At 40.7% G+C, this 17,599-nt stretch carries 16 protein-coding genes; 13 read left to right on the forward strand and 3 right to left on the reverse strand.

The window, feature by feature from the left end; genetic code table 11:
• Window positions 1-117: 117 nt before the first annotated feature.
• From AC1DO4_RS03430 to AC1DO4_RS03480, 11 genes are all read left to right on the forward strand, one after another.
• Complete coding sequence (locus AC1DO4_RS03430) at window positions 118-2,805, forward strand: sigma 54-interacting transcriptional regulator (protein ID WP_477412993.1); 2,688 nt, start codon at window positions 118-120, stop codon at window positions 2,803-2,805.
• Between the two features lie 403 nt (window positions 2,806-3,208).
• The gene (locus tag AC1DO4_RS03435; RefSeq protein WP_477412995.1) at window positions 3,209-3,382 is read left to right on the forward strand and encodes a hypothetical protein; all 174 of its coding nucleotides are present in this window, start codon (window positions 3,209-3,211) and stop codon (window positions 3,380-3,382) included.
• Between the two features lie 234 nt (window positions 3,383-3,616).
• Entirely contained in the window at window positions 3,617-4,627 is a 1,011-nt protein-coding gene (locus tag AC1DO4_RS03440; RefSeq protein WP_477412997.1) for a bestrophin family protein, read from the forward strand.
• A 14-nt stretch (window positions 4,628-4,641) separates the two neighbouring features.
• Complete coding sequence (locus AC1DO4_RS03445; RefSeq protein WP_477412999.1) at window positions 4,642-5,640, forward strand: hypothetical protein; 999 nt, start codon at window positions 4,642-4,644, stop codon at window positions 5,638-5,640.
• Between the two features lie 686 nt (window positions 5,641-6,326).
• Window positions 6,327-6,656 carry a YciI family protein gene (locus AC1DO4_RS03450; protein ID WP_477413001.1) on the forward strand — a complete coding sequence of 110 codons (330 nt, stop codon included), beginning with the start codon at window positions 6,327-6,329 and terminating at the stop codon, window positions 6,654-6,656.
• Between the two features lie 95 nt (window positions 6,657-6,751).
• Entirely contained in the window at window positions 6,752-8,113 is a 1,362-nt protein-coding gene (locus AC1DO4_RS03455; protein WP_477413003.1) for a TolC family protein, read from the forward strand.
• 24 nt (window positions 8,114-8,137) lie between these two features.
• Complete coding sequence (locus AC1DO4_RS03460; protein ID WP_477413005.1) at window positions 8,138-9,187, forward strand: HlyD family secretion protein; 1,050 nt, start codon at window positions 8,138-8,140, stop codon at window positions 9,185-9,187.
• Window positions 9,184-10,785, forward strand: coding sequence for an efflux MFS transporter permease (locus AC1DO4_RS03465; RefSeq protein ID WP_477413007.1), 1,602 nt, complete (start codon window positions 9,184-9,186; stop codon window positions 10,783-10,785). Before AC1DO4_RS03460 ends, AC1DO4_RS03465 begins: the two co-directional genes overlap by 4 nt.
• A 240-nt stretch (window positions 10,786-11,025) precedes the next feature.
• A complete protein-coding gene (locus tag AC1DO4_RS03470; RefSeq protein WP_477413009.1) occupies window positions 11,026-11,619 on the forward strand; it encodes a DNA polymerase ligase N-terminal domain-containing protein in 594 nt (197 codons plus the stop codon).
• Window positions 11,620-11,720: 101 nt separating this feature from the next.
• Window positions 11,721-12,059, forward strand: coding sequence for a YciI family protein (locus AC1DO4_RS03475; protein ID WP_477413011.1), 339 nt, complete (start codon window positions 11,721-11,723; stop codon window positions 12,057-12,059).
• A 58-nt stretch (window positions 12,060-12,117) separates the two neighbouring features.
• Window positions 12,118-13,362, forward strand: coding sequence for an RNA polymerase sigma factor (locus AC1DO4_RS03480; protein WP_477413013.1), 1,245 nt, complete (start codon window positions 12,118-12,120; stop codon window positions 13,360-13,362).
• A gap of 93 nt (window positions 13,363-13,455) precedes the next feature.
• Here the strand turns inward: AC1DO4_RS03480 and AC1DO4_RS03485 are convergent, their stop codons facing one another.
• Entirely contained in the window at window positions 13,456-13,602 is a 147-nt protein-coding gene (locus AC1DO4_RS03485; protein ID WP_477413015.1) for a hypothetical protein, read from the reverse strand.
• 138 nt (window positions 13,603-13,740) lie between these two features.
• On the opposite strand from AC1DO4_RS03485, the gene AC1DO4_RS03490 reads away from it, so the two are divergent.
• Together AC1DO4_RS03490 and AC1DO4_RS03495 are read left to right on the forward strand one after the other, a co-directional pair.
• A complete protein-coding gene (locus AC1DO4_RS03490; protein ID WP_477413018.1) occupies window positions 13,741-15,033 on the forward strand; it encodes an NAD(P)/FAD-dependent oxidoreductase in 1,293 nt (430 codons plus the stop codon).
• 56 nt (window positions 15,034-15,089) lie between these two features.
• Window positions 15,090-16,559, forward strand: a complete 1,470-nt coding sequence (locus tag AC1DO4_RS03495; RefSeq protein WP_477413020.1) for an aminotransferase-like domain-containing protein — start codon at window positions 15,090-15,092, stop codon at window positions 16,557-16,559.
• Window positions 16,560-16,592: 33 nt separating this feature from the next.
• Here AC1DO4_RS03495 and AC1DO4_RS03500 read toward each other — a convergent pair whose 3' ends face one another.
• Window positions 16,593-17,087: a hypothetical protein gene (locus AC1DO4_RS03500; RefSeq protein WP_477413022.1), complete on the reverse strand. Its 495-nt coding sequence runs from the start codon at window positions 17,085-17,087 to the stop codon at window positions 16,593-16,595.
• A 53-nt stretch (window positions 17,088-17,140) separates the two neighbouring features.
• Entirely contained in the window at window positions 17,141-17,563 is a 423-nt protein-coding gene (locus AC1DO4_RS03505) for a cupin domain-containing protein (RefSeq protein ID WP_477413024.1), read from the reverse strand.
• Window positions 17,564-17,599 lie beyond the last annotated feature (36 nt).

Genomic DNA, 17,599 nt, shown 5'->3' on the forward strand with positions numbered 1-17,599 from the left:
TTGAACAGTAACAGCGGCAAGATTTTGTCCGCTTCCTGTCAAATGGCACAACCATCCGATCCGGCAGGCACACAGCTTTATAAACTGACAGTTATCCGAGCATTTAATTAATTCGAAATGGAAAAGCAACAATTTTTAGAAGAGAAAGATGAACACAATAGCTTTTTCGAAACATTTCAGAAGCAGATCGAAGTTTATGAAAGAGAAAAAAACATACTCCTTGCGTTAAGCAACGACATAACAAAGGTCAGAGACAAGAATGACCTGATCATGCTTTTCTCATCGAGAATAAAGGACCTGTTCTACTTTACTTACACAATAGTTGTGCTGATTGATCAGAAGCGGGAATACTATTCGCCCTTCCTGCTCGATCACAAGGACTCGGCTATTCGAAACCATCCTGAATACGCCAGGTTAATAGTATCGCGTTTTGACCCTAACGAGCCATTTATCCAAAAAGTTGTTCATGCGGAAGGCCCTGTTATCTATTTATTGGAAGACATTATAAATGACCCACAAGTTCCCCGCTTCCTAACTGCGAACTATGAATGCGGCGCAAGGGAGGTGATGTTTACCCCTTTAAAGAATAAAGATGAAACCATTGGATTCATTAATATTTACTCAGATAAGCCAGGCAGTTTTACAAGCGAATTTAAAAACATTATGAAGGGTATAGCCCCTCATTTGTCAAATGCGGTCGCGAACATTCTTACTAATGAGGAAATAGAATATAACAACAAGGTGAATAAAGTTATTTTCACGCTTAGCAATGAACTGGTTATGGTCCGGAACAGAATGGACGTCGTTAACGTAATTAACTCCTGCCTTAAAAATATCATTGACTTTACACATAATGTGATGACAGTAATTGATGAGACGGGCGAAAATTACAAAGCATTTTTAATAGATCCAGAGTCGAAATCAAAGGACTTTTCCAAATACACGGAAGCTATTTCAACTACATACCCGGTAAACGATAATATTTATAATGTGGCGGAACGCTCTGATAAGCCGGTGCTCTTTGACATTAAATCCCTCGATTTGAGTAAGGTTCCACTCTGGCTTAAACTGAATTATGGTGCCGGTGCGCGGGAAATGGTTGTCAAGTTCCTGCCTGATAACGGGAAATCTAAACACAGTATCATTTTATTTTCAGACAAGCCAGGAACTTTTAATGACAAATCGCTGCATATTATAGACCGGATATCCAGTCAGCTATCAACAGCTGCAAACAATATCGCCGCGAATGAAGAAATAGTAAAAAACGAAAAGGATAAATCGTTCTTATTGGAATTCAGCAACAGCTTAGCCAGCGTGAGGACGAAGGATGACCTGGAAATCGCCATCGTTAATGTTCTTCAAAATGTATTGAACATAAAGCTGGGGATGATCCGGATGCTGGACGAAGACGCTGTTGGTTTGAGCCCTTACATGTATGACAAAAGCATGTTTTACGCAGCGGAGGACAGTTTCAAGGTGTTATCTTCTAAAACGATTACTATTCATGAACCCCTTTCGGCCAGGGTGCTTAATAGTCAGGAACCGGTAATTTTTAATATTGAAAACGAAGAAAGAAACGGAAATAAGGGCGCGTACATTCAATTATGGAAAAAGGCAGGAATGAAAAACGCCTATGGTACCGCCCTTCGCGTGGGAAATTTAAACGTTGGAACCCTTTGGCTATTGACCAACGATTTAAATATGACGATCCTTAAAGGGATTTGCGCTCAAATCTCGATAGCCATATCCAATATCAGGGCAAATGAACAGCTTCTCACTTTCAAACAGATGCTGGAAGTTGAAAATGACCACCTTAAAGAACAAATTAAAATCATTTACAACTTTTCAGACATCATTGGCAGTGGCACGGAAATGCAGAAGGTCTATCACCTGTTGTCGCTTGTGGCCGAAACGAACTCTACAGTACTGCTGTTAGGCGAAACCGGTACGGGGAAAGAATTAATAGCCCGGGCAATACATAACTCATCACCAAGAAAAAGCAAGATAATGGTGAAGGTCAATTGTGCCGCTCTACCAGCAAACCTGATCGAAAGCGAATTGTTCGGGCATGAAAGAGGTGCGTTTACCGGAGCTATTGACCGTAGAATCGGAAAATTTGAGCTTGCACACCATAGCACGCTGTTTCTGGATGAAATAGGCGAGCTTCCCTTCGAATTGCAAGTTAAATTATTACGTGTTATCCAGGAACGGGAATTTGAAAGGGTGGGCGGTAAAACGACCTTGAAGGTTGACGTACGTATTGTTGCCGCTACAAATCGTGACCTGGAGGCAGAGGTTCAGGCAGGGCGTTTCAGGCAGGACCTGTTTTACCGGCTGAACGTTTTCCCGATTAGTCTACCTTCCTTAAGAAAACGTACCGAAGATATTCCCAGCCTGGCAAATTTTTTTCTGGTTCGTTACAGTAAGAATACGGGCAAAAAAGTAACCGCTATAAGCAATAACGTGATGCAAGAGTTAAAAAGTTACCATTGGCCCGGCAATGTCAGGGAACTTGAACACCTCATTGAAAGAAGTATCCTGCTTGCTGGTGAAAGTGTCATACGCGAAGTACATTTGCCCAAAGCTCAAAACGACAGGAAGTTCAAACAGGAAGTCATCACTGACGGGACGCTTGAAGATGTAGAACGTGGGCATATTATCGAAATCTTAAAAAGATGCAGCGGCAAGATATCAGGCAGCGGGGGGGCCGCCGAACAGTTAAACATACCTTCAACTACGCTGCATTCCAAAATAAAAAAACTGGCCATTTCAAAATCAGATTATTTTCCAAAATCGAAAAACTAATTTCGAACTAAGGCCCACGGACTATTGCCCGCGGGCTTTTAATCCTCCTCTATTCATTATGCAATGGCATCCTGAAGAAAAACATAAAACCCCTATCATCATCTTCTTCTATTCAAACCGCTGCACAATTATACGCTGATATTAAGCGCTCTTTATTGCTGTGCTCCGGTGATAATGCGTACACGATCCTTTTTAGAAAATGCGCTGTATTTCGTGAAATACAATGTCGATTGGCTATATACAGTGCATGATAAAACACTTAATTCTTAATAACATTCAGATTTTCAGAATATTAAGCAGTTGGCATATTCGTTGCAAGCAAGGGGGGGGTAACTATGCCGCAAGCATTTTACAAAAAACAACAAACGTCGACAGACAAATCATTAACTAAAAACAACGCGAAATGATTCAATTTAATTTTTGGGCCCATCTATATTCTGCAAAAAAAAACATGGAACCAACTCCGGAAAAAATTGAAAACGATGCAGACCCTAATTTTGATGAAAGCGCCACTCAGGGTGGAGAATACATGGATGATTCTCTTAGAATGATAGAACAGCCTTTTGAAAAGGAGTAAGCCAATTGCTCACAAGGGAAATTTTAATGTTTTTCAGGCAAAAGCATACTGGAGATATAAAGCTTCGGCAGAGGAGCCATATCTACAAATTATTTCCCAAACATATAGCCGGTGAGTGTACATTTTAGTATGTAACATGATTAATCATTTCTATTAAGCATTCTTAAATAGGCCATTACAAGGCAAGTTCCTTTGAGGACCGGGCATAATCTACAACTAATTAACAGCAGCAATATGCATGTCGGAAAATCTTATACGGTACCTGAATTTCTAATGTGGACGAGAAGGAACATATATGTACTTCTTGTCACAGGAATCACGCCAGTCGTTCTATACAAAACTTTTGATTTAAAATGGCTGAATATTCCATGGCCGATTGTCGCGCTATTGGGTACAGCCACTGCTTTTATTGTTGGTTTTAAAAATACGCAAACCTATAGGCGAACAGCAGAAGCAGAGCAAGTTTGGACCGCTATTATAAACCTCAGCAGATCTTGGGGATTGATCAGCCGGGATTACTTCACAAACCCGGAGAAAACGAAAAAGTTGATTTATCGCCATATAGCCTGGCTTACTGCGCTTCGCTACCAGATGAGAGAAGAAAGGGTATGGGAAACAAGCAGAATAAGTTATAATGAGGAGTACCAGAAGTTGTATTATAGGATACCCGAAAGGGAAACACTGCTTGTAGATGAACTGGCGAAATACCTTTCAGAGAATGAACTAACATCGATCCTGGCCACAAAAAACAAGACCACGCAAATTATGGCACTGCAAAGCAACACCATAAAAGAAATGTACCTCCGGGAGGAGATTGTGGTGCTCCAGTTTGTTGATATGGAAAGAACATTAAGAGATTTCTTACTACAGCAGGGAAAAAGTGAACAAATAAAGGATTCTCCATATCCTCGCCAGTATGCCATAATTAACAATTTGTTCATCAACCTCTTTTGCTTTTTACTTCCATTTGGAATGCTGGAGGAATTTGAAAAACTGAATAATTTAACCAGCGGTTTCATGAAAGGATATATGGTATGGCTGGTTGTGCCCTTCAGCATTATGATATCATGGATGTATACATCGCTTGAACAGGTTGGGGAAAGTACAGAAAACCCATTTGAAGGAACGGCCAACGATGTCCCTATTTCACAGATGTGCCGGACTATTGAGATTGAATTAAGGGAATTACTTGGTGAAACAGTTTTACCCCCGAAACTCGAACCCCAGAACTATATTATTCTTTAAATAAATATTAAACCATGCAAGCATATAACATTGAGGTGAAAAATTCACTACCGGTATTAACAGACCTGATTGAAACTATCCCGAATTTCAAGGATTCTGAAAACATCTATCTGAGTTGCAAAAATAACAATGACTCATCGAAGCGGGGAATTCAAAAAAACTCTTGTGGAATTAATGAAGCTGCGTTGCCTAAATTTTTGAATACATTTGGAATACGCAGTTTAACGTTAGATTCCACTTACGACGATAATAAAATCTACAACTACACCTTTAATGTTGCTGAAGAAGACTCTGATAAAAGCCAGTGGCGTGAGATAAAAAGTGATCAGCTTATAGCTGACCTTAAGGGGCTTTTTCAGCATTGTCGTACCATTGCATTTGACGACTGGGCAAACGTGGCAAATTCCTCTGACTTATGGGTCGGCCTGCTCTCGGACGTGATCAGGCCCTTAAAGAAAGCTGACCTTGACTTCATTTTTTACCTTGGAGATCCCGCTAAAAGGCTTACGTTTCAAGTAGATGAGATCCTTGATATTATAAGTGAGTTTTCAAAACATGGGCGTGTAACCTTTTGCCTGGACGAAAACGAAGCGGTTAAATTATGGATGGTTTTAAACGGAGAACATCCAGACATCTCGTTTAAAAACTTTACTGAAAGCGAATTGAAAAGAAAATACTTTTCAATATTTCGAACGATGAGCATAGACCGCCTGTTGATATATTCTGTGAACGATGCTATTTTATATTCAAATGATCAGCAATTCGTGCTGACGAGGAGGATCGTTGATCACAATATTGAGATTGCAGAAGACGCAAGGGACAATTTCGTTGCCGGTTTCACCATCGGCTTGCTACAGCGATTGGAGATCCAGCATTGTATCGCACTTGGATTAATTGTTTTTGGTGCGTATGGCGAGTACAAAACAAGTCCAGATCAAAGTGCTTTGCTTGCCTACATTAAAAGGTGGATCAGGGACATGGATAAGCCCGATACCATTAATTTATATCAATAACAAGAAAAAAAACAGGCATCCTATAGAGACCCATGTTTCCTGGAAGAAAAAAGAAATTAAAATAGTGGATTGTTAATAATAGGCGTGGTGAATGGCTTTGTTATGCCCTTTACTTAAATATCTTAGTTTAAATTGCAAAACGAAGCCATACACTCGTCCTTCCGAATATGCAAATTATCGAGTATTACTTCCCAAATTTCGAATCTGATAAACTTCTCTGAATTGGTGTATAGAATCATGATATCCGCATAGAGGTATATTTTCGACTGGCCTTGACATTCTTATGCGCTCGTTGATACCATCTATGGCAAAAATTTCAATGAACCGATTGCTCTTTGGAAATATTATTATCCAACAGAAATCTACTTAGGCAATCCGCATTTTGATGCATTCACCAGATTCGATAGGCAATAGTTGCAGCAGTTTCCTTGCGAATGGGCTGGTCTGCGTCACAGGTGCTAACGATCAAATCGTTCCGTAATAATGAAAACTCTGTATTTCGTGAAACATAGCGTTGTTTCGCTAAATAAAGGGAATAACACCTTGTTCAACTGACTATATTTTCCTGATTTTCAGATAGATATAGCACTGGCATGCTCATTGCCAACCTCGAAGTATATCAGTATCAAGTAACCCTTTGAAAAAACCATAAATATTCAAAATATAACAATAACTAATCAATGCCAATGAACGAATTTTTATTAGTGTTCCAAAGAGACCACCAAACACAGCTCACACCGGTACAGCTGCAAAGTCATCTAAAAAACTGGCAAGAATGGCTGACCAGCCTTGCAGTTAATGATATCCTGGCAAGTCAGTTAAAACGCTGGGACAAAAAAGGAACGGTATTGGAAAAAAACGGAAAGGTTATAGCGGGGCCATATGTAGAAGGTAAAAAATCGATAGACGGTCTTATTACTATTTATGCTGCTGACTATGAAGAGGCCAGGGAAATTGCATGCGACTGTCCGCTATTAGAATTGGGTGGCATTGTCGAGATCCGTATAGCAGTATAAAAAAACAGACTTTCCATGGCTTAAACAAATGAAATACTGTAAACAATTTTCCTTTAAAGCTAGCGGTGCAAGCATAAATAAAATAAACCATTATTATGGAAACAATACGATATAGCTTAACAATCTGCAAGGTTGCGCGGCTCATTATATTCATGGCGTTTTTCACCAATCTGGAATCCTTTGGACAGGAAAAAAACGTCCCCGGCGCGCCACGCCAACTCTCATTACAGGATGCAATCTCGCTTTCGAAGGCACAAAATAAACAAGTACGTGCTGCGAAGAGTGAAGAAAACGCAAGTATTGCCGATTTAAAGGATTCCAAAAATGCTGCTCTGCCGGTCATATCATTTAATGGCGATTACCAACGGTTTACCAAACTCACTTTATACAACGATTTTTTGGGCGATTCAAAAACCATCCCAAAAAGACCAAGCCCGAACGGTGCGAATGCAAGCCTATCTTCAGCATTTAATCTCTATTCAGGTGGGCGTCAGCGGTCCTTTGAATCCGAGCAAAGTTTAAAGAAGGACCTTGCCGGTATCAACCTACAGGATCAGAGCGGCAACATCAGCTTGCAGGTGGCTGCACAATACCTGAACCTGGTTAATCTAAATAATCAGAAGCGGTTTATTGAAGAACAAATAGTAAGGGCCGAAACGCGCCTGAAAAATATCAACGCTTTATACAAAAACGAAAAAGTTACTCGAAGCGATTTATTGCGTGCGGAACTGAACCTGTCGGCAGTAAAGCTAAACCAGCAACAGGTGGAAAATGATATTAAGATTAGCAATCAAAAACTGGATGTATTGATCGATTTGCCGGATACCACCCAAATAACCCCTATTGACTCAGCAAATATGATGCGTCCGGCGGTTGAAAGTCTATTGCCAATAATAGGTATTGCAACTACGGATGCTTACGCAATTAGGCGTGCAGATCAAAATGTCAAATTGCAGGCTGAAAGAATTAAAAGCATCAGGAGCAATTATTCACCCTCCCTATCACTTTATTCGGCTTACCTTTTGAGCTATCCCAATAATATTTTTTATCCTCCGGTGGATCAGGCCTATTCCATTGGATTTGTAGGATTCAGGGTACAGTATAATCTATCGTCCCTTTATCAAAATAAAAACAAAGTATTGGCTGGTAAGAGCAGGCTGGAAGAATTGCAATTGCAACAACAATCCATCAGCGATAATACGAGGCAGCAGGCCAACAGTTTGCTGATCAAATACCAGGAGGCATTGGACAGGATCGCGGTTAACGAAAAATCCATTGAGCAGGCAAGGGTCAATTACAAAATAGTTAGTGCAAAATATTTTAACCAGCTGGCCCTGCTGACAGATCTGTTGGATGCAGATAATCTATACCAGGAAACACGGTATAACCTCGTACAAGCTCAAACCAGTGCTCAATTTATCTACTACACCTTACTTTATACGTCAGGAAAACTATAAACCGATTATCAAAATATTAGAACCATGGAAAATAAACCAAACACGAAAATGCATCCTGCCAACATATTTCTGTTAATGGTCGCCATAGTGGCTATCATTATTGCCACATTTTATTTCACGAATTATTTTATCAGGGCGAAACATTACACAGAGACCAACGACGCACAAGTGGAATCCTATATCAATCCAGTATCTGCCCGGGTAAGTGGCTACATTAAAGCGGTTAAATTTGAAGAGCACCAACTGGTAAAGAAAGGCGATACCCTTGTCTTGATCGACGATAAAGAGTACCGGGCAAAACTACAGGAAGCCGAAGCTGCTGTTGATGATTCGCGGGCGCAGGTTGATGTGCTGAATGCCAGTATCGAATCAGCAGTGGCGGGTACGTTGGTGAATAAAGACCAGATAGATGGCGCAAAAGCTCGATTGATACAGCAAAGCCAGGATATTAAACGTTATAAAAACCTAATCAAACAGGAGGCTGCGACAGGATCGGATCTTGACCTGGTTCAATCACATTATGATGTATCGGTAAGTGACTATAGTGCTGCAAAAAACAACCTTAAAACCAGCTATGCAAAGATCAAAGAATTGAAATCACGGAAAGCCTTATTAAGTGCCGACCTGAAAAGAAAAAGTGCGGAACTGGAACTCGCCCGCATCAACTTAGGATACACCCTTATCCGGGCACCTTACACCGGCAGGTTGGGACGCAAAACTATCCTTGAAGGCCAGCAGGTACAGGTAGGGCAGCCGTTAGTGTCTATTGTAAATGAAAGGGATAAGTGGATTACTGCGAATTTTAAAGAGACACAGGTTTATGGAATGTATGTTGGCCAGCCTGTGGATATTGAGGTGGATGCTATTGACGACAAAGTATACCATGGCACAATAGATGCTATCTCTGCTTCAACGGGCGCTAAGTTTTCCTTGCTGCCGCCCGATAACGCCACAGGCAACTTTGTGAAAATTGTTCAGCGAATTCCTGTTAAGATCAGGTTTACGAGCACAGATATTGAGCCGATAACAGCGGGAATGAATGTATTTGTGTCCGTTAAAAAGAAAGATTTATGAATGCCCCTGCTTACCTGAAGCCCTGGCTGGCCAATTGGAACCTGGGCCTTCGTGTTGTGATCTTCCTGATTTTACTTTCAGCGCTCATACAGTTTGCTACATTTTCATTAAACCAGGTTTATTTGTTATCCTTCTTTGGAGCACAGCCCGAAGACATTACTTTTTCCATACAAATAACCTATGTAGGTATCCTGACAATGTTACCTGTACTGCTCCGGTTCCTAAGGTACTTTGAAATGAAAAGCATTCTGATTGTCGCTCTCCTGTGTTCGATTTTGCTTTGCATTTGTAGTTTACTGGTAACGGATATAATAGCGTTTTTTATTATCCGATTTTTTCAGGGTATGGCAATTTGTTCAATTGCGGGAAGTACAATGTTCCTTATACCCGCATTTGTCCCGAAAATGGAAGCCAGGCAACCGATCGGGTCATCCGTATTCTACGGATCAATATTGAGCAGCAGTGTATTAATTGGCATTGTAGCTGCTAATGTGGAAACGAGCACCAATTTCAAAGAGATATACATTTACCTGGTGCTTTATCTTGTATTTGTATTGATCCTGGTTTTGGCCGGCTTTAATAATAATTCAGGTATACGGCGCTATCCTTTATACCAAATCGATTGGATAGGGGCCATCCTTTTTACAATTGCTGCAGCTGCTCTTGCATACACGATGATTTATGGTTCAAAATACTACTGGTTCACTGACCACAGAATTAAAATGTCCACAATGATCGCAGTTTCGGGAGCATTATTTTACATCTATAKGGAACTTGCAGTAAAATGTCCGGGCGTCGATCTTAGTGTCTTTAAATATCCAAAATTCTGGGCCGGTATCCTGTTACTGGCTTTGTATTATGGAATGAAGGAAAGTATTAACCTGATATTCGGATATACCGCCAATGTATTGCAATGGAGTCCCATCCAGGTCATGCTGCTTGGCCTTACTAATCTGGCGGGCTTGATTACTTTAACGATCATTACGGCGCAGTTGCTTGTGCGGCATAAGGGAACTATTTTCAGGTTTTTTACTGTAGGGTTTTGCATGCTGCTGCTATATCACCTATGGATGTATTTTATCTTTACTCCAGATCTGTCGTATGAAGACCTGATGTTTCCAATGTTTTTCCAGGGAGCCGCTTCCGGGATTCTGTTCGTACCGATCATGGTGTATATATTGACATCAGTGCCACAAACTACAGGTACCGCAGGCCTGGTAATCGCGGCTGATACACGTTTTATCGCATTATTGAATTCAGGGGCAGGTTTTTACAATTTACAGCTCTACTATAATCAATTGTACAAAGAAGGCTTTCTGCGCCATATTGCGAATGTGGATGAACAAACCTCTGAGCGACTGGATAGCTTCAGGCAACTTTATCAATCCAAAGGATTCTCGCCAGACCAGTCTGCTGCATTGGCAAACTTATCATTGGCCAGGGTAACTGGCATACAAAGCCAGTTGCTGACCAACCGGGCTGTTTTTCTATATGTATCGATCATTATCATGGTAATTCTGGGCATAATCCTGATTATCCATTGCGGCAATGTTTATGTAAAAATAAAGGAGAAAAATATAGAAACAATTCAGGTTTAGAATTAAAGGGACAGTTGCCCCGCCTTACGTCACTGAATATCGTGAATTGATTAGCGAACTGACTAAATATAGTGGACAAAAAGTGATGTTTTGTTTGTATGGTCCTTGTGGTCAGTATCTTATCAAATGGCATGCGACTTGCAAAAGGAGTGTGCCCTGATAAGCAATTCCGGCAAACCTGAAAAGGCGTCCGCGGTTAAGAGCCTAACAGCATTTGAACAATCTTAAAACAAATTATTTATGAATCTGAAGCCCTATATTGAAAAGTGGGATTTTTCAAAAACTGATGAGCCCAGGGGGGGAATGAGCCGGGACAAAAACCACCTGATGTTCGTGATCCAGGAACATCAGGCGTCTCATTTACATTATGATTTCCGCCTGGAAATGGATGGTGTATTAAAAAGCTGGGCTATCCCAAAAGGACCGTCAACCAACCCTAAAATAAAACACCTGGCTGTGATGGTGGAGGATCGCCCTTTTGACTACTTGAATTTCGAAGGAGTTATTCCTCAAGGCGAATATGGCGGTGGAACGGTCATCGTCTGGGACCGGGGCATATACGAACCAATTGTGGCGATTGAAGGTAAGTTTGCACAAGAAAAATATTTACTGAACCAGTTTGAAAGCGGTACACTGAAAATCAAACTGAATGGTAAAAAGCTGAAAGGTGAATTCGAACTTGTAAAAACCCGGGGTATGGGTGAAGACGGATGGTTGTTCATCAAACATAACGACGAGTATGCCAGCCAGTCAGATGTGACCTTGCAAAATAAATCGGTACTTTCGAATCTAACAATTGAAGAAATGGCGATTATCGGAAGCGGACGACAATAGTTTGAAAAACGTTGAACGTGAATAAATATGCTTCAACTGTGCTCTAAATAGGGAATGATTAAATTCAAATAGCCGGATACCGGCAATAATCAAAACAAAAAATGAAAGAGTTTCTTTTTCTTTTTCGCCGGGATTTTAAGACCCGGGAAAATCAGCCGACTCCAGAGGAATTAAAAGCACACCTTGATCATTGGCAGGAATGGTTTGGCCGCCTTGCTGAACAAGGAATACTCGCCAGGCCGACTCAACGATGGGACGGCCTGGGGAGAGTTGTCAGCCAGGGTAAAAGTGTTGTCAACGGTCCATACGTTGAAATTAAAGAGTCAATTGGCGGTATGATCATAATTAAAGCGGCTGATTACGAGGCCGCCGAAAAGATTGCCCTGGATTGCCCAATCTTTGAATTGGACGGGACCGTTGAGATCCGCATGGGACTTTAGACAACCCACAAAGTAAAGCACAGAGGATATCTTTGTATTTTTGTGTGGCATTTTCAATATGGCTGAACATGAACTCCTCCCGAAATTATTTCGAACTGAATACCAGAAAATTGTATCAGTACTTATTTGCCTGTTTGGCATCGGACATATCGAAATAGCAGAAGACATTGTCAGTGATACCTTTCTCTCCGCAACTGAACTTTGGGGGATAACAGGTGTGCCAGATAATCCAGCCGCCTGGCTGTATGCGGTCGCGAAAAACAAAACAAAAAACTACTTAAAAAGAAATTCCGTTTTCGAGCAAAAGCTTGTAGCTGAATTAAAAAACAACACGCCTGATTGGGAGGAAATTGAAATTGACTTATCGGTAAAAAATATTACAGATAGCCAGTTAGCAATGATTTTTACTATTTGTAATCCTTCAATTTCCAGTGATGCCCAGGTGGCCCTGGCCCTAAACCTACTATGTGGGTTCGGAATACAAGAGATTGCCGACGGTTTTTTAACTAACAAGGAAGTGGTTTATAAACGAATCAACCGGGGTAAGGAAAAACTAAAAGAAAACAATATAAAAATTGAACAACCATCCCAGGCAGCTATCCGCGAAAGGCTGGAAAACGTTTTAAAAACGTTGTATTTACTTTATTCTGAAGGTTATTATTCCTCCTCCAGAAATGTCAGCCTTCGTAAGGAGCTTTGTGATGAAGCGATGCGTTTGACCTATTTACTGGTAGGTGATAAATCCACAAATAGACCTGAAGTCAACGCATTACTTGCCTTGATGTGTTTTCATTCCTCACGCTTTGATGCGAGAATTGATGACGCAGGCAACTCAATTTTATATAAAGATCAGAAAGAAAACCTCTGGAATCAAGAACTAATAGATGCCGGCACTTATTTTTTAAACCAGGCTGCCAAAGGAGAACAGCTGACGAAGTACCATTTTGAGGCAGCCATTGCTTATTGGYACACACATAAGGAAGATTCGGCTGAAAAGTGGGAAAATATCCTTCAGCTTTATAATAATTTACTTGTTTTGGAATACTCTCCTATAGCTGCGTTAAACAGAACATTTGCGCTTGCTAAAACCGAGGGGAAAGAAACAGCTATTCTGGCAGCCGAAAAACTAAATCTTGCCGATAATCTCTTTTATTACTCTTTGCTGGGAAACCTCTATACCGATTTAGATGACCGTAAGGCACTTCAAAATTATCAAACGGCACTGAAACTTGCTACGAATGATTCGGATAAAGTATTGATGATTAAAAATATAGATGAGCTAAAAGCCAAATTATCGGTGTAAGGCTCGAAATCAAATCTGAGGTTACTTATGCTGCAATAAAATGTCCAATCTTGATTATCCCTTGTAAGGTACGGAGATATTTATTTAATATACCTAATCGCCTGTAAAAGGAGTTTCCCTTTCCGACAACAGCAGGCATGTTTCCTTTACCCAGATCTTTTTTAATTGATGATCCTCTCTATTTAGCGTATCATCCGCTAACTGGCTAAATATAGAGCCTTTATCATCACTGATATTCATTAAATTATTTATAATAAGATAGTTAACACATGGCACATGAGTTGCAAACATGGTGAGGTGCAGCCAACGGTTAAACTGGAGTATGCGATAGATAACCGTTAATCAATTTTCGGAACACAATAAAATATAACCATTTGTATGGCAATCAATAATATCAAACGGAAACATATTGTCGTTATCGGAGGGGGCTTTGCGGGGCTGAACTTCATTACTTCTCTTTTTAAAAATAAGTATTATGATGTTACACTGGTCGACAAAAATAATTACAATTATTTTACGCCACTACTGTACCAGGTTGCCACGAGCTTTCTGGCACCTTCGAGTATAAGTTATCCTTTCAGAAAGCTTTTTAAAAACAAGAATACTGCTTTCAGAATGGCAACGGTGACCAGGGTTGACCCATCGCAAAATACGATTTATTTGAGCGATGGTGATCAGTTATATTATGACATCCTTGTTTTTGCGGCGGGTTCAAAAATAAATTTTTTCGGGAACGAAAATATAGGCACCAATGCCTTTTCCCTAAAAGGAATTGATGACGCACTGATTATGCGCAATGAACTGATCAGGGTACTTGAAAAAGCATCCATCGAAAAAGACCCTGATGAAAGAAGAAGGCTGCTCACTGTTGTAATTGCAGGTGGTGGGCCCACGGGTGTGGAAGTGGCAGGAATGCTGGCAGAAATGCGCCTTTACATATATGCACGGGATTATCCTGAATTAAAGGATTACCCCTGCGAAATTTATATTATTGAGGGTTCACCCTATTTATTGGCCCCGATGAGCGAAAAAACTCATCAGGCCGCTTACAAAGCCCTTGATGAACTTGGCGTACATATCAGATTAAATACGGATGTCGTATTTTTTGAAAATGAAAAGGTGCATTTGTCTGATGGCGAAGTAATCGAGTCCAAAACACTGATCTGGTCAGCTGGCGTCATAGCCAATTCATTTGAAGGAATAGACGAAACCAGTCTCGGAAAGGGAAGACGAATGATCACAAACGGATATAGTCAGGTTCTGGGATATGAAAATATCTATGCAGTTGGAGATATGGGTATCCAGCTTAGCGATAGTGATTACCCCGATGGCCATCCGCAACTTGCCCAACCCGCTATTCAGCAGGGGAAAGCGCTCGCTAAAAATCTACTTCGCGTTGCCGGTGGACAACAAATGAGACCCTTCAAATACTTTGACCGTGGTGAAATGGCTATAATAGGTCGGAAGGTAGCCGTTGCCGACTTATTTAAACATAAGTTGCACTTTGGCGGTTTGCCGGGCCTGGCAAGCTGGTTATTCATCCACCTGATGTCTTTGGTAAGCGGAAATAACAAAATAAAAACATTTTATAACTGGGCGTTTGCCTATCTCACCTCCGATCAAACTTTGAGAATGATTTTTCGGTCAGAAAGTAGAGAGAACCGTGTTTAATATAATGTCCAAACTTATTCCTGCGGGTTACTCTCGTAGCATTACAAACTAAGCGTATGTTACCTTTTAATAATTTGATCCTACCTGATAAAGAAAGTCATTTTCCTGTTTACAAGCAGATAACTAATCGTTTGATCAATCTAATAAAAGAAGGTATGATTCCTCCCGGCGCGTTTTTGCCGGGAACCAGACAAATGGCAGAGTTACTTTCGGTTAACCGGAAAACTGCTATTAATGCCTACGAAGAACTACTGATGGAGGAATGGATTGAATCGATAGACAGAAAAGGATACCGGGTTATTCCAGAGTTACCTGTACTAAAACCGCGAACATTCCGTCCACCAAGCCATTTTATACCCACTGATATAAGCAGCTCTCGCGCAAATACTACTCAATGCGTTGATCAGCCCCAACACCGGCTAACTAAAAGTTCTGACATCGTTGTCAATGACGGCTTTCCAGATCCGGAGCTTGCTCCTTTTAAGGATATAAGTAAGGTGTACCGCGATGAAGGGGTTAGTGCAAGGATTAAACAGTTAATGTGCTTAAGGGACGAAGGAGGACTTGGATTGCTTAAAGACGCGGCCAGCGTTTTTTTAAATGAAACAAGAGGACTTAACATAACCAGGGAGGATATTGTAATTACCCGTGGAGCCCAAATGGCCATATATATCGCAGCCTCTGTGCTGCTCTCAAAAGGTGACAATGTTGTTGTGACAGAGCCAAATTACATTTATGCCAATGAGGTCATCGAAAATACGGGGGCCAATATTATTAAGATCACAATTGACCACCATGGGCCGAATATTGATCAATTGGAGCAAATTTTGAAAACGACCCAAATTAAACTGCTTTATATCGTGCCTAATCACCACCATCCAACAACGGTAACTCTGTCAGCAGCCCGGAGGCTTAAGTTATTACAACTAATTGAGCACTATGGGTTTTATTTAATTGAAGATGATTACGACTACGACCTTCATTTCGAAAACAATCCGACACTTCCCTTAGCTTGTGCCCGGCATAATGGTAAGATTATATATATTGGGTCATTTACAAAATTACTTGCACCATCTATTAGGGTTGGGTACATGATTGCAGCACCTGAAATTGTTAAAAAGGCGATAAACCTCAGGCGCCTGATAGATTTGCGAGGCGATACTTTTACCGAATATATGTTATCCCAAATGATAATAAACGGAGATCTTAGCAGGCATATTAAAAAATCCAACAGAATTTATGCCCAACGCTGCGATTTTTTATGCGCCTTGCTAATTAAAAAACTATCCCATGCTATAGAATTTTCCAAACCCCTGGGCGGTATGGCAATTTGGTTGAAATTCCGGGCAAAATTTCCGATAAACAAAATTATACATAATGCTTCCCATGCAGGGCTGTGCATGATTGGCATGTCCTTCCAGCAACCCGGTGATCCGAATGATAACGGTCTGCGTTTTGGATTTGCATCACTTTCGGAAGAAGAAATGACAAAAGCAGTAGCAATCCTTGTTGAATTAACAAGTTAGTAACCACTGCTTTTGTAATAAAATGATTGATGATTAAAGTTGCTTGTCAAAGTGCCTTTTGATGATGAGCGAAATAGGTAATCCCACCAAAATCATATGCAAAGTAATATCAATTGCTGCTGCACCTGCCTCAATCGGAGCGGGCTGGGTCTTGCTAAAGGGAACAATTATAAGATTCATAAAAGCCCAGGTAACCAAGCCAAGCGCTAAACCCGACAGAACGGGAGAACTGCTTAGCATTTTGATTTTAGGATATACATAGAAATAAATGGCCGCGATTGTAATAGATATCATAAAGTGCAACACTGTGCCAATCAGGATCATCGGGATACCTCCGGCAAAAGCCGATGGGCCATAAAGTGCGCTTGCTACGTATTGCATGACTTGCCCGGGATTTAAACCATGTTTAATATAAAGCGTTATCGAGGCTGCAGTACCATCAAGTAACCCCGCTACTAAACCTGCCCATGTTATAGTCTTAAGGCTTCCTGGTTTAGGTTTTGAGTTGATTTGAATTCGTTGTTCCATTTGTTAAAATTTTAGTTTAGCAACAATGCCGCGTCTTACCGTAACATGCTGGATTAATTTTTTTCAGGAATAACAAATGGTTTATCCGGGTCTCCGATAAAATAAACCAAAAGTTTCGCTTCTTTAGTTGCGCTAAGGTTTTTTGTTCCGGCATGAAGTCCGTTAGGCCTTTCGTAAAACGCATCACCTTTTTTAAAACGCTGAACCTTGCCGTCAAAAGTGGATTCCACTTCGCCCTCCAATACGTAGGCAATGGTTTCGATCGGATGTCTGTGGCCGCCGGAAACTTCACCGGGTGCGTAGGTGACCAATACCATTTGTACCTGCTGATTTTTTATACCAGGTGTGTTAAACAACTTTTTAAATATTACAGCCGGCGGTGTTTTAATAACATCATTTGCCATTGAATGCTGCGCTTTTGCGGTAATTGAAAATGCAATGCTTAAAATAATTGAGCTGAGAATGACCTTTTTCATTAGATAAATTTTAAAGCAATCCTGTATTAAACTGCT

The organism is Mucilaginibacter sp. P5_A6, assembly GCF_056400585.1.

Bases quoted from the DNA above. Each gene is read 5' to 3' on its own strand.
- AC1DO4_RS03430 (WP_477412993.1), top strand. From the start codon at position 118: ATGGAAAAGCAACAATTTTTAGAAGAGAAAGATGAACACAATAGCTTT.
- AC1DO4_RS03435 (WP_477412995.1), top strand. From the start codon at position 3,209: ATGATTCAATTTAATTTTTGGGCCCATCTATATTCTGCAAAAAAAAAC.
- AC1DO4_RS03440 (WP_477412997.1), top strand. From the start codon at position 3,617: ATGCATGTCGGAAAATCTTATACGGTACCTGAATTTCTAATGTGGACG.
- AC1DO4_RS03445 (WP_477412999.1), top strand. From the start codon at position 4,642: ATGCAAGCATATAACATTGAGGTGAAAAATTCACTACCGGTATTAACA.
- AC1DO4_RS03450 (WP_477413001.1), top strand. From the start codon at position 6,327: ATGAACGAATTTTTATTAGTGTTCCAAAGAGACCACCAAACACAGCTC.
- AC1DO4_RS03455 (WP_477413003.1), top strand. From the start codon at position 6,752: ATGGAAACAATACGATATAGCTTAACAATCTGCAAGGTTGCGCGGCTC.
- AC1DO4_RS03460 (WP_477413005.1), top strand. From the start codon at position 8,138: ATGGAAAATAAACCAAACACGAAAATGCATCCTGCCAACATATTTCTG.
- AC1DO4_RS03470 (WP_477413009.1), top strand. From the start codon at position 11,026: ATGAATCTGAAGCCCTATATTGAAAAGTGGGATTTTTCAAAAACTGAT.
- AC1DO4_RS03475 (WP_477413011.1), top strand. From the start codon at position 11,721: ATGAAAGAGTTTCTTTTTCTTTTTCGCCGGGATTTTAAGACCCGGGAA.
- AC1DO4_RS03485 (WP_477413015.1), bottom strand. From the start codon at position 13,602: ATGAATATCAGTGATGATAAAGGCTCTATATTTAGCCAGTTAGCGGAT.
- AC1DO4_RS03490 (WP_477413018.1), top strand. From the start codon at position 13,741: ATGGCAATCAATAATATCAAACGGAAACATATTGTCGTTATCGGAGGG.
- AC1DO4_RS03495 (WP_477413020.1), top strand. From the start codon at position 15,090: ATGTTACCTTTTAATAATTTGATCCTACCTGATAAAGAAAGTCATTTT.
- AC1DO4_RS03500 (WP_477413022.1), bottom strand. From the start codon at position 17,087: ATGGAACAACGAATTCAAATCAACTCAAAACCTAAACCAGGAAGCCTT.
- AC1DO4_RS03505 (WP_477413024.1), bottom strand. From the start codon at position 17,563: ATGAAAAAGGTCATTCTCAGCTCAATTATTTTAAGCATTGCATTTTCA.